This window comes from Kitasatospora sp. MAP5-34 (assembly GCF_029894335.1).
Lineage (GTDB): Bacteria > Actinomycetota > Actinomycetes > Streptomycetales > Streptomycetaceae > Kitasatospora.
This window is the reverse complement of the sequence record NZ_JARXZC010000073.1, coordinates 1-11,928: the sequence shown is the minus strand read 5'-3', so window position 1 is coordinate 11,928 and position 11,928 is coordinate 1. Positions and strand designations below refer to the sequence as shown.

Here is an 11,928-nt window from a genome sequence, read left to right as displayed (position 1 = left end):
GCCGCCGCCCGGGGCCGCCGCCCGGGGCCGCCGCCCGGGGCCGCCGCCCGGGGCCGCCGCCCGGGGCCGCCGCCCGGGGCCGCCGCCCGGGGCCGCCGCCCGGGGCCGGATGTCACCCGATCGGGTGACATCCAGGGCGCCGTGGCGGGGTGCCCACCTTCGAACCGGTCGCCGAATTGCCCGTCCACGACCGAACGCGTCGAGCACCCGGAATTCCACGACACAAGACGTCGTGAAATCGCGATAATTCCAGCAATTCACAGCCGAAATCCCGCTTCACTCGTCGCGGCCATCGAGCTATATTTGAAATGTGCCCGGGAAAGCCGGGGGCGGGAAATTCGCCAAAGAAATCCAGCGATAGAGATTCGCGGGTGAACTCCGCTCGAAATCGGAGCCGGAAAGGGAAGGCGAATATGGACCCGAATGCGGCCCTGAGCACCCTGCGCGAGATCACCACCGGGATCTGCGAGATCAGCGCCCGCCCCGCCCCGGCCGACACCGCCCCGGCCCACTGACCCCCGAAGGAGAGCTTCGACATGACCGACACCCCCGCGACCTTCGACGCCCCGCCCGACACCCTTCCCGCCCCGCCCGCCCCCGAGCCGGTCGGCACCCTCGAGCGCGAGCAGTGGGAGGTGCACGTCAGCCCCCGCTACCTGGCCGGGTCCGGCTACGAGTCGGACGAGACCATGGCCCCGCTATGTGACGCAGGGTGGAATGCCTGGAGCGACGAGCTCGCGAACTTCCACGTCACCAGCCCCTGCGGGCGCGCCTACCTGGGCTTCCTGCCGGAGAGCAACCCGGAGCCGGTCGGACTGTGGAAGGCCTGGGTGCGCCCGCACCACCACGGCCCCCGCACCTGGATGGCCGCCTTCTCCGATGAGATGCCGTACGAGTTCATGCGCGCCTTCACCGCCGACTGGGCCGAGGGCTACCGCCCCGACGAGCCCACCTTTGCCCACCCCGACGACGGACACCGCGACGGCATCGAGAAAGTCCTGAACGTCCTGCGCGACGCCGGGTGGGACCGCGACCCGCAGACCGGGCCCGGCCGCGCCCTCGAGCGGTGGACCGCGCCGGACGGACGGGCGGGCGTCGAGGTGCGGGTGCACGCGCGCGGCAGCGTGGAGACCGAGATCCTCCAGGGCCAGCCCCGATGGACGATCTGGGCCGCCCCGGCCCCCTACCGCAGGCCGCTGTGGGACGCGGTCTTCAGCAGCGGCACGCCGACCGGCCTGATCGCCGCCTTCTGCCGGGCCCTGGCCGACCCCGCCCCGCTGATCCGCGAGGACGAGCAGATCCCCCGAGCGTGCCGGGACCTGATCACCCGTGCCTGACGCCGGACCAGGCGGTGCCGCCCCCGGTCGAATCGGGGGCGGCACCAGCCACCAGCCTGCCACAACTCGCCAATCCGCACGGCACGGAGGCCCGCCATGAGCATCCGCTCGATCATCGCCCGCCCCACCCCCGACGGCTTCGCCGGACGCTACGTCCACAACAACGGCCACCCCACCAGCCGCGTCCCGATCCTCCTCGGCACCGTCCAGGGCCACTTCCACGGCGACCCGCAGGCCGCCGCCCGGTTCTACCTCGACGAGCACCCCGCCGGATGGAGCGAGCTCGGCCTCGACTTCACCACCACCACCGCCTTCACCGATACCCGCCCCCACCCGGCCGAGGTGCGGCCCAACCGGTGCTACTGCCACGGCGAACGCGCGGAAGCACCCCAGCTCCTCACCCACGACGACGTCGAAGCCCTCTGGCACGAGTGGATCTACCTCCTGCGCACCGACGGCCTGCAGATCATCAGCACCGACTGGAGGAAGAGCACTCAGGACACCTGGGCAAGCCACCTCCTGCCCTGGACCACCGACCCCGCCGCCCCGCTGCCCGCCGCCCTGCGCTGACCACACACCACCACCACCCTGCACGCCCGGTGGCCGGGCAACCCCGGCCCGGCCACCGCCACACCGAGAGGTGAACAAACCGTCATGACCCGAAGCATCGCCGCCCGCGCCCAGGCCGCCCTCGACCACCTGGACGCCGCCACCGCCGACCCGCACTTCGCCTACCCCGCACGCCCCGACGAGGCCGCCGCCGCACAACTGCGCCTGGCGAACCTCCTCGGCATCCCGACCGAGCAGGTCACCGTCACCAGCGACGGCCTGCGCCGCCACTACCAGAGCGGCGAGCCCGTCCTGCTGACCGTCAGCGACCCGGCCGACGATCACCACCCCGAGACGACGTACCGGTTCATCATTGCCGCCCCGTTCTACGACGACGACCCCATCTACCTCCTCGACGCGTGCCCCGAGTGCGGAGCGGACGTGCCCGTCTGGACCATCACCCGCATCACCGACCTCGCCCCCGCCAAGAGGCGCGATCTCCCCGCCGACCTGACCGCCGACGACACCCTTCCCTACGACCCCGGCCACCGGGACACCTGCGTCTACGGCCCCATGGGCGGCTGACCGCCCCGCCCACCGCCGCCCAGGGCGGCCGCGTACCCAGGCGGCCGCCCCACCCCGAACCACCCATGCAATCAGTCCGCCCCGCCAGAAAGGCCATCCCTGTGAGCAGCACACCTCACCCCGACCACGCCGCCGCCTGTCCCACCGCCTCGTCGGGCAGCCCCATGCCCCAGCCCGGCCTTGCGATGTCCAAGGCGCTGTACGACGCCCACTTCGCCGGGCGGCCGCCGCACGAGGGCACGGACCGGGGTGAGGCCCTGGAGCACCTGATGCTGATGATCGTCAGCACCGCCGACGACCTCGACCGCACCGCCCGGGAGGCCCACCGGCGCATTGCCGCCAGCCGCCGCCACCTCGACACCCTCGCGGCGGGCGGCGCCCTCACCCCGGTCTACGACGACCCGGTCATGGCCACGGCCGGAGGAACCCTCGACATCCTCACCGCCGTCGCCACCACCCACACCCACCACCTGAAGTTCCTGATCCACACCTACAAGCAGCTCAACACCCGCCCCGCCACCTGCATCGGCGGCGCCAGCGACTGACGCCACGGGACCGCCGTCCAAGGGCGCAGGCCCCGCCCCCGGCAACCCAACGCACGCCCACACCGGGCCCGCACACACCAGGTGCCACCCAGCCAATTCGGCGCAGCACCCCAAGCGCCGGCACACCCCGGAGGAAACCGCCATGGCCGTCGCCCACGCCCACGTCCTGTCCCAGCTCAACCCGCTCGCCGACGGAACTGTCACCGGCCTCAAGCAGGTCGCCCGCCACCGCAAGCTCACCGTCACCGCCGAGCTGCACCAGACGGGCCACCACGACGAATACGACGGCATCCTCGTCCGGATCATCTCGGCGACCGCCGGGGAGCTCGACCACAACGTCTTCCCCTTCGCCAACTACCGCGTCCTGCCCGGTCTGAAGGACTACGTGATCACCGCCTACGACCACACGTTCCTCGCCACCCCGGGCAGCGTCCACCCGAAGGGCCTGCAGGACGCCGTCGCCCGCTACCTCGCCCACTTCGGCTGACCCCGCGCACCTCCCGGTGGCCGCACCCGAAAGGTCCCGGCCGCCAGGAGGCACCACCCCCGGCTGCCGTCACAACGTCGCCAGCCATCGAACCCGACACGGAGCCCTGGCCATGACCAACCGCCACCACACCGTCGCCGACCTCCTCACCGCCCTGGCCGCCTTCGACCCCGCCACCCCCGTCCGCCTCGCCCTGTCCCCCGAGTGGCCGTTCGAGCACTACGTCGGGGCCGTCACCGCCACCCCCAACGTGAACGCCACCACCGGCCCGAACAGCGACCACCCCGCCGCCGACCACGGGGACCGGCCCCACGGAGTGGTGTGGATCGGCGACGGCGGCCAGCTGGGCCACCTGCCCGCCGAAGCCTGGATCGACCTCCACCACGACCCGTACGACGACCTGCCCGGCGCCGCCTGAACACCACCCCCGACCACGCCCCGCCACCAAGGAAGCCGGTCATGCACCACACCATCCGCGAGACCGTCATCGCCGTCATCGACCAGATCGAAGCCGCCACCGGCCTGACCAACAGCGAACTCCTCGCCAACGACGACACCGGCTACGCCGACCCGCGCCTCACCCTCCACGACTTCGCCCAGAGCGTCCGCCACATCCTCGACACCCTCGAGACCGACCGCCGGACCGAGACCCTCGTCTTCCTGCGCCTGGAGCTCCAGCACGCCGAGCAGACCGCGCACGACGCCACGAAGGCCTGGCTCGAAGCCCTCTTCGCCGACAGCACCTACGGCCCGGACGGCACACCCCAGTAACCGCCCACCCCAAACGCCGACCGGTCGGCTGACGTCGAATGCCTGCCGCCCGGGACGCACCCGGCCGGGGCGCGCCCGCCACGCCCCGGCCCCACCCAGCCCCTCCAGCTGACGTCCCACCAGGAGAGTCCGCCATGACCACCCACCAGAACGCCTCCACCGACCTGCCCCGCCTGCGTGCCCTCACCGCGACCGTCCTCGCCACCGCGCTCGCCGGTTCCCTGGTGGGCGGGAACCGGTTCGCCGACGCACACCGGGCGATCTACCGCGCCACGTTCCACGGTACCTACCCGCCCGGCCACGCCGAGCTGGTCCGCCGCGAGAGCACCTACCGACTCGCCTATGCCGCCCAGCTGAGCCCCCGGGGACTTCTCGCCCCCGGCCCCGGCACGGGGCTCGACAGCCGCGACCGGGCCTGGCCTAGCCGCATCCGCCGAACCGCCCTGCTCGGCGCCATCACCCAGCTCCCCGCCACGCCGGACCGCGCTCTCCTGACCCAAGGCCAGCCGCTCGCGCCGCCCGCCGTTACTACCAACCAGCTCACCACCACGCTCCACAGCGCCGCCCGACAGGCGGCCACCGACCTGCGCAGCGCCCGAACCCGCACCCTCGCCGAGGCGCTGACGATCGCCACGCGATACGCCGCCCGTGACCTGCCCGCCGGCTACGACCTCCTGCTGGAACGCGAGACGACCCTACGTCTCGCGCTCACCCTCGCCCTGCCCACCACCGGTGCGCTGGCCCCTGCACTGGACCTCGCACTCGCCCACACCACCTCCCACTCCACCCGCACCGAACTCGCCGACCTTCTCCTGCAGGCCGTGCGGCCCGCCCCCGTCCTCCCGGTGACCGCTCCGGTGACGCACAGCCGTCTCGGCCAGGTCCCGCGCCAGCGCGCCCTCACCGGGACCTGCCCCTGCGTCTGCGCGAGCGGCGGATTCTGCGGCGGATGCGGCCACGCTGGATGCGGCCGCCGCTGACCCAGCCAGCCCTTCCACCCCCGGGGCCGCCTCGCCCAGTGGCGGCCCCGGACCGCACAACCACTTCAACGAAGCCAAGGAGACACCCTTCATGTTCGAGATCACGATCACCACCACCCCGACCACCGAGCGACCGGTCACCGCCCTGACTGGTGTCCTCGCCGCCGTCTACACCGAGCTCTGCGGGAAGGAGGGCGCGACTGCCGCCGCCCTGGCCCTGGCGGCCGAAGTCAGCCCCTCCGCTGCCCGCAAGGCACTCGTCGCCCTCGAGCAGCAGGGCCTGGCCCGGCGCACGCCCGGTGGCAACGACCGCACCCGCCGACTGCCCGACCACTGGTACCCCGCCACCCCCGGCAGCGTCCCCCCGGATGCTGACCAGTCGACCGTAACGGCAGAGGCGGCCGAGACCGATGACGAGGTAGCCGAGCCGCAGTGCGGCACCGACACCCCGGCCCACGCCGACGGGGATGCCAGTCCGACGCCGCAGGAGAACCCGGCGGACGAGGAGGTCGACGCGCCGTACGCCGACGCCGTCCCGGACGGCGCTGACAGCGCGGAGTTGACTGCCGATCCGCTCGCCGTAGACGACATCCCGGCCGAGGACCCCGCCCCGGGGCCGGAGGCAGCCGTGAACGGCCCAGCCGACCCCGACAACGGCAGCGGACACGCGGATGCTCCCGGCGAGGACCTGGCGGGGCCGATGACCGCTGAGGACGCTGTTGAGCAGACCGAGCCGCTGCGCGGTACCGAGCCCCCGGCTCACCCTGAAGACGAAGATGGCCTCATCCCGCAGGGCGACCCGGCGGGCGAGGAGATCGACAACTCGAACACCGCTGACAGCGCGGCGCTGGCCGCCGATCCGCTGGTCGCCGACGACATCCCGACGGAGGAGCTCGCCCCGGTCGGTGCACCCGGCTCGGAGGCCGCCGAGAACGACCCGGCCGACCCCGAGAACGGCAGCGCACAGGAAGGTGCCGGCAGGGAGGACCGGACCAGCCCCCCGGCGGGCGACGACGCGCCCACGGTGACCGCCGGGCAGTGCTGCCCGACTTGCGGTACCCACCTGCGCCCCCCGGCCCGCAAGCGCTCCACCACGGCCACCAGCGGTGGGTCCCGGCTCGTGCCCGGCCAACTGCACCAGATGATCCTGGACCACCTGCGGGCCAACCCCGAGACGGACTGGTCCCCCACCAAGATCTCCCAGGCGCTGGGACGCTCGTCGGGCGCCATCTCCAACGCCCTGACCACCATGGTCACCCGAGGCGAGGCCGTCATGACCAGCGCTCAGCCCCGCCGCTACCAGGCCGCACCGACCGCCACCGAGGAGAAGGCGCTCAGCGGCGACTGACCCTCACGCGGGGCCGCCCGGGGGACGGACGCCCCCGGGCGCGGCCCCCGTCCGTGCACCCGCGTCGGGAGGGAGGGACTGTACTAAAGTCCCGCCGAGTCCAGGGGACGTGAGGGCGGGCACAGAAGCGTGCCCGCCCTCACGTTGGTCCTTGGGTCGTTTGCTTGTTGGAACCTATTGGCTTAGGTGCGTGTCCTCATATTGTCCGGTTATCAGGTTCAGTTGGAGAAGTAGCCGCTGCAGTCGATGACAAGGTCGGTGGTGCCGCCGCTGTGGTTGTAGATGCTGATTTGGTCGCTGGTGTTGGTGGGTGTGAGGGCGAGGTTGGCGAGGGTGTTTCCGGTGTTCCAGTTGATGTTGGAGGCGGAGGGCAGGGTGGTTCCGGTGGGGTAGGCGGTGAGGAAGCCAGCGGAGGCGGTATTGGTGACAGTGAGGACGGTGGCGAGGGTGGGGGTGGCGGCGGTGGTGACCTGCTGGGTGTCGGTGTTGGGGAGGGTGAAGGTCTGGTAGGCGCCGATGGGGGCGGCGGTGGTGCCGGTGCCGTTGCGGGTGTCGACGAGGCGGACGGGGTTGACGGCGTGGTAGGTCTGGCCGGTCGTGCTGGTGGTGTAGTAGCCGGCGATGTCGACGATGACAGCGGTGGCGCTGCCGTAGTTGGCGATGGTGATGGTGCCGTTGGTGCCGATGGGTGTGTCGGCGGACATAGAGGACAGCGCGCTGGTGGTGTTGTAGGTCAGGCTGGTGGTCGCGGTGGGGGCGGCGCCGGTGGCGTAGGTCTCCAGGTAGCCGCTGCCGGTCTCGCCGACTGCGGTGATGTCGATCGCTACCGCGGTGGCGTTGGCGGGGACACCGTTGAGACCGCTCATCTGCAGGGTGAAGGACGTGCCGGCGGGGATGGTTCCGGTGCTGGTGAGGCTGGTGCCAGCGATGCTGGCGCGGGTGTCCAGAGCGCGACTGGCGGTGGTCAGCGGGGTGTAGGTCTGATCGCCCGTGAGAGCGGAGTCGCTGGTGAAGTATCCGGTGACGTCGACGACTAGGGCAATGCTGTCAGTGGAGTAGCCGTGAGTGAACAGGTCGATCTTCCCGTCGTTGCCGACCGGGACGATCTGGTAGCCGGTGACCGTGGTGTTCGGGACGAAGTTGGTGGATGAGGTCAGGGGGCGCTGGGTGCCGTCGGCATAGGTGGTGACGTATCCGGTGCCGGTCTCATTGGTGGCGGTGATGTCGATGGCGACTGCGGTGACGGTGGTGGGGATGCTCGTCGGGGCACCGCTGGTGGACGGGGTGACGGTGTCGCCGCTGATGCGCAGGCTGGTGACGGATTCGCCGTGGATGGTGCTGGTGCCGGGGGTGATGGTGCCGTCGGTGTAGGTGAGGCTGCTGCTGGAGCGGGTGTCGAGGACCCGGGTGGGGGTGACCGCCTGGTGGTAGGAGGCGGGGGTGTAGGGGCGGGCCGGGGGCAGGGCAGCGCCGGCCCAGGTCTGCACGTTCGCGATCTGCCCGGTGAAGTAGTCAGTTCGCGTACCGGACTTCTGGTCGTCGCCGATCTGGAAGTTGCCGGTGGCGCCAGTGCTGGGGGCACTGTGGGTGCCGGTGGCGACGAAGATGTCGTCGACGTAGAGGTTCATGACACTGGTGGGCTTGTCGTAGGAGGCGGTCAGGTGAGCCCAGGTGCCGAGTTGGACGATGCCACCGGTGATCGTGTCGAAGGACCAGGACGTGCCGGCGCCGGTGTTGAGGCTGAACCCCCAGCCGTTGCTGGTGGGGGCGATGGTCATTCCGGAGTCGTTGGCGCCGTCCTGGGACAGGACCGCGACGTTGTTGCTGGTGGGGTAGGCCCAGGCGGAGACCGTGAAACTTCCGGTCAGGTCGAGGGCCTTGCTGCTGGTCTGCAGGTAGTTCCCGTTGCCTGCCAGGGTGATGTCGGGGTTGAACATGCTTCCGGTGGCGGCGGTGACGCCGCTGGTGCCGGTGAGGTTGAGGGCGCCGCCGGAGGCGGTGTCGGCTGCGGCGTGGCTGGTGGTGCTGTAGTCGTTGAGCGGCCAGTTGTGTGCCGCGGTGGTGAGGGTCTGGGCGGTCTGCGGGGTCAGGGTTGCCGTGATGCCGCTGAGAGTCATCAGGTAGGTGGTGACTGCTCCGGTGCTGCTGACGGTGAAAAGGTCAGGGGTGCCGTCGTTGTTGATGTCGGCTGCCTGAAGGGCCGGCTTGCTGGTGGCGTCCCAGCCGGATGACGCGGCCTCGATGGAAGTGAAGGCCTTGTCGGCGCCGTTGGTCATGGCGTCTGTGGTGAGGGTCTGCAGGCCGGAGGGGGAGAAGTACCAGAGTTGTCCGGCGGAGGGACCGGTGCTGCTGGTGTCGCGGGCGAAGAGGGCAGGCATGCCGCCGGTGCCGATCAGGGTGCTGGTGATGGTCCAGCCGGTCCAGCCGGTGGTGCAGTTGGTGTTGTTGTTGGCGGCGTTCTGCGCGAGGCAGTACGGGTTGTCGTCGGCCAGGTCCGTGGCCTGGCTCGCGCCCGGGTAGCTGGCGGCTCCGTTGAAGGCGGGTTCGTCGTAGAGGACGCCGTTGATGAGCAGGAGCAGGTCGGGGTAGCCCGTGACGTGATTGTCGTTGATGGTGTTGTACAGGCCGCCGCCGGTGGCTATGGATGTGGCGTAGTAGGTCTTGCTGGGGCCCGCATTGAGGCTGAAGACGCCGGTGGCGTTGGTGACCGGGATGGCATCAATGGGGTTCAGGGTGCTTCCGTCACCCTGGCCACGCAGGATCTCGGCGCTGACGGCCCCGTTGGACGGGTTGGAGCTGTAGTCGAGTACGTCGTTGAAGCCGTTTCCGGTGAAGAAGTGGCCGGAGATGGCTTGGGTGCCGGTGAAAGAGGCGGGGGTCTGGGTGGTGCTGACGCCGTTGCCGTTGACGCCGATGTTGACGGCGGTGGCGTTGACCTGGCCGGTGCCGGTGCCAGGGGCGATCCAGAGTCCGGCAGGCAGGGCGTTCTTCCCGCCGACGTTGAGCAGGTCGGCGTTGCCGTCACCTGTCATGTCGTCACTGGTGGCGGTGGAGGGGGCGGAGGCGATGAACCGGTAGACGAAGCTGTCGCCGATGTTGCTGTCGGCGGAGATTGCGGTGACGGTCAGTGTGTTGGTCTGCTCGGTCGGCTTCAGGGAGATGGTCGCCGTGTACGGACTGGTGGTGGAGGCGACGACGCTGACGGGGGCGCCGCCGTTGAGCTGGTAGAGGTAGCTGGCGGGGGTGCCGGTGGTGGTGTTGGTGTCGGTCACGGTGAAGCCGGCTGAGGTGCCGACGACGCACAGCGCACTCGAGGTGCTGTTGGTGCTGAGGTCCGGGCAGGAGCTGGTGCTTGTCGTGACCGGGGCGACGGTTGGCGCGCCGGGGCTGGTGGGGTCGTAGTAGAAGTGGCAGGTGGCCGACTGGCCGCTGGTCAGGTACTGGTCGGTGACCGTGAGATACCAGGCGAACTCGGTCTTCGCGCTCAGTGCCTGGAAGGGGCCGGAGGTGCTGGTATGCGAGTAGCCGGCGCTGGCTGTGGTGCCGCTGGTGGCGCCGATGTTCTGCGGGTATGCGGCGCCCGTGGCCATGTTCTTCAGCGTGAACTGGGCGGTGAGGGGGCTGGTGGTGCCGTCGGGGTCGGAGACGGCTGCGCGCAGGGTGATGTCGTTCTTGCCGAGGATCGTGGGGCTGCCGGCGGTGCAGTCGGTGGCCGGGTTGGTGGTCAGGGTGGCGGGGGTGTTCGGCGTGTGGTCGTACGTGGTGGTGATGGTGGCGTACTTGTCGAACTTCTTCCAGCCCAGGGGGTCGGTCTCGTCTGTGGCTTGCAGGCCGAAGGTGGCGTTGGACCAGTGCTGTCCGGCGGCGGTCTGCATCAGCGATGTGATGTTGTAGCCGACCGCATCGGACGCGCAGCCGGGGTAGCCGTGGGCCACGTTGTCGGTCGCCAGCTTGGTGTTCCAGGACGGCTGGTTGTTCCAGGTGGTGCTGTTGTTGGTGTCGTTGCTGATCGACCCGGTCCACCAGAGATCGACGGATTTCTGGGCGCAGGAGGCTGACCAGTTCTCCCAGAAGGAGATGTTCGAGGAGATGACGGTGGCGTCCCACACGCCGGTGTTGACACTGGTCTGGAAGAAGGACCGGGCGGTGAAGACGTCAGAGGTCCAGTTGGTGAAGCCCACGTACTGCGGGCCCTGGCCTTGAGCGTCGGGTGATTGATCCCAGTACGTCGTGGTGGGCCACTCACTGGCGACGTAGGCCCATGCCTGCTGGGTGTCGCTCTGCCCGGAAGCAGTGAAGGTCGGATCGATGTAGACCGGGTAGACGGTGTTCTTCCCCGTCAGGATGCTGCTGTCAGGGGTCAGGGTGATGCTGCCGTCGCGGTATGCGGCTTTCAGGCTCGCGGTGCGGGCCGCGACGCCTCTGTGCGCGGCGCTGGAGGCAACTGGGTTGCCGGTGTGGGCCTCGAGGGCCTGGGCGGTCTTCGGCTCGATCTTTGTCGGCATGCTGCTGGAGGGGGGAGCGGAGTCCCACATGGTGGGGGCTGTTGCGGAGAAGAGGACGTGCCCGGCCTTGTTCCTCGCCGCGATGTCACCTGCCGTGTCGGTCGCCACGGTGACGCCCCGGGCCTCGGTGGCCAGATTCAGGCTGGCCAAAGCCGGGTTCGCGGCCGCGGCGGCGTCCTTGACGATCAGGACTTCGCTGAACCCGCCGTTGTCCTGGGCGGTGACCGCCAGGTCCACGCCGGGCAGAACCTTGCTGTAGGTGGCGGTGTCCCCGGACAGGGTGGGCGCAGAGAGGGTGAATGCCGCAGGAAGGGACAAGGCCAGGGATCCGTCGCCGGCCTTCATCCTGGCCAGCGGCTTGCCGCTGCCGCCGCCGGACAGGGACAGTTCACCGGTCGTGACCTTCGGCGAGATTGTGCCGTCCGCGTTGCGGACCAAGGTCGCATCCAGGCCCTGCCACTGCCCGTGTACGCGCTTGCGTACAGGGACAGTGGTCTGACTCAGGGTCAACGTGCCGTTGGGGTTGGCCGTCAGTGTGGATGAGTCGGTTGTGGCGCCGGTGGCCCCGACAGGCTTCCCCGTCGCCCGAGCCTGCGCGAGCGCCTCCTGCGGGCCAAGGCCCAGCGACGAGTCTGTTGCTGCTGGGGCGGCCGCCGTCCGGCCTCCAGGCTTCGGAGCCGTGCTCGCGTGAGCGGTACCAGGCACGAGGAGTGCGCCGGCGACTGACCTCGGATATTCAGCGCCAGTGGCTCGCGCGGTGACGTGATCAAGGAAGGGTGCTCCCGGCCTGCGAGGATGTGAGTGTCGAGTTCACGTTCAGC

10 protein-coding genes are annotated in these 11,928 nt (G+C 70.3%); 9 read left to right on the top strand and 1 reads right to left on the bottom strand.

Annotation, left to right across the window (positions count from 1 at the left end; genetic code table 11):
- Window positions 1-536: 536 nt before the first annotated feature.
- The 9 genes from P3T29_RS31900 (at window position 537) to P3T29_RS31860 (ending at window position 6,602) form a co-directional block, all read left to right on the top strand.
- Window positions 537-1,337, top strand: a complete 801-nt coding sequence (locus tag P3T29_RS31900; RefSeq protein WP_280720174.1) for a DUF317 domain-containing protein — start codon at window positions 537-539, stop codon at window positions 1,335-1,337.
- Between the two features lie 96 nt (window positions 1,338-1,433).
- A complete protein-coding gene (locus tag P3T29_RS31895) occupies window positions 1,434-1,907 on the top strand; it encodes a hypothetical protein (RefSeq protein WP_280720173.1) in 474 nt (157 codons plus the stop codon).
- Between the two features lie 84 nt (window positions 1,908-1,991).
- Window positions 1,992-2,471, top strand: a complete 480-nt coding sequence (locus tag P3T29_RS31890; protein WP_280720172.1) for a hypothetical protein — start codon at window positions 1,992-1,994, stop codon at window positions 2,469-2,471.
- A 101-nt stretch (window positions 2,472-2,572) separates the two neighbouring features.
- The gene (locus P3T29_RS31885; protein WP_280720171.1) at window positions 2,573-3,016 is read left to right on the top strand and encodes a hypothetical protein; all 444 of its coding nucleotides are present in this window, start codon (window positions 2,573-2,575) and stop codon (window positions 3,014-3,016) included.
- Between the two features lie 142 nt (window positions 3,017-3,158).
- Window positions 3,159-3,503 carry a hypothetical protein gene (locus P3T29_RS31880; protein WP_280720170.1) on the top strand — a complete coding sequence of 115 codons (345 nt, stop codon included), beginning with the start codon at window positions 3,159-3,161 and terminating at the stop codon, window positions 3,501-3,503.
- Window positions 3,504-3,615: 112 nt separating this feature from the next.
- Window positions 3,616-3,921 (top strand): hypothetical protein, encoded by a 306-nt coding sequence (locus tag P3T29_RS31875; protein ID WP_280720169.1) that lies wholly within the window; start codon window positions 3,616-3,618, stop codon window positions 3,919-3,921.
- Between the two features lie 41 nt (window positions 3,922-3,962).
- A complete protein-coding gene (locus P3T29_RS31870) occupies window positions 3,963-4,274 on the top strand; it encodes a hypothetical protein (RefSeq protein WP_280720168.1) in 312 nt (103 codons plus the stop codon).
- Between the two features lie 134 nt (window positions 4,275-4,408).
- A complete protein-coding gene (locus tag P3T29_RS31865; protein ID WP_280720167.1) occupies window positions 4,409-5,254 on the top strand; it encodes a hypothetical protein in 846 nt (281 codons plus the stop codon).
- Between the two features lie 91 nt (window positions 5,255-5,345).
- Window positions 5,346-6,602: a hypothetical protein gene (locus P3T29_RS31860; RefSeq protein ID WP_280720166.1), complete on the top strand. Its 1,257-nt coding sequence runs from the start codon at window positions 5,346-5,348 to the stop codon at window positions 6,600-6,602.
- 218 nt (window positions 6,603-6,820) lie between these two features.
- Here P3T29_RS31860 and P3T29_RS31855 read toward each other — a convergent pair whose 3' ends face one another.
- On the bottom strand, window positions 6,821-11,545 hold the full coding sequence (locus tag P3T29_RS31855) for a LamG-like jellyroll fold domain-containing protein (protein ID WP_280720165.1): 4,725 nt from the start codon (window positions 11,543-11,545) through the stop codon (window positions 6,821-6,823).
- Window positions 11,546-11,928: the final 383 nt, after the last annotated feature.

Excerpts from the sequence above, each read along its gene's own strand:
- P3T29_RS31900 (WP_280720174.1), top strand. The coding sequence starts at position 537 with ATGACCGACACCCCCGCGACCTTCGACGCCCCGCCCGACACCCTTCCC.
- P3T29_RS31895 (WP_280720173.1), top strand. The coding sequence starts at position 1,434 with ATGAGCATCCGCTCGATCATCGCCCGCCCCACCCCCGACGGCTTCGCC.
- P3T29_RS31890 (WP_280720172.1), top strand. The coding sequence starts at position 1,992 with ATGACCCGAAGCATCGCCGCCCGCGCCCAGGCCGCCCTCGACCACCTG.
- P3T29_RS31880 (WP_280720170.1), top strand. The coding sequence starts at position 3,159 with ATGGCCGTCGCCCACGCCCACGTCCTGTCCCAGCTCAACCCGCTCGCC.
- P3T29_RS31875 (WP_280720169.1), top strand. The coding sequence starts at position 3,616 with ATGACCAACCGCCACCACACCGTCGCCGACCTCCTCACCGCCCTGGCC.
- P3T29_RS31870 (WP_280720168.1), top strand. The coding sequence starts at position 3,963 with ATGCACCACACCATCCGCGAGACCGTCATCGCCGTCATCGACCAGATC.
- P3T29_RS31865 (WP_280720167.1), top strand. The coding sequence starts at position 4,409 with ATGACCACCCACCAGAACGCCTCCACCGACCTGCCCCGCCTGCGTGCC.
- P3T29_RS31860 (WP_280720166.1), top strand. The coding sequence starts at position 5,346 with ATGTTCGAGATCACGATCACCACCACCCCGACCACCGAGCGACCGGTC.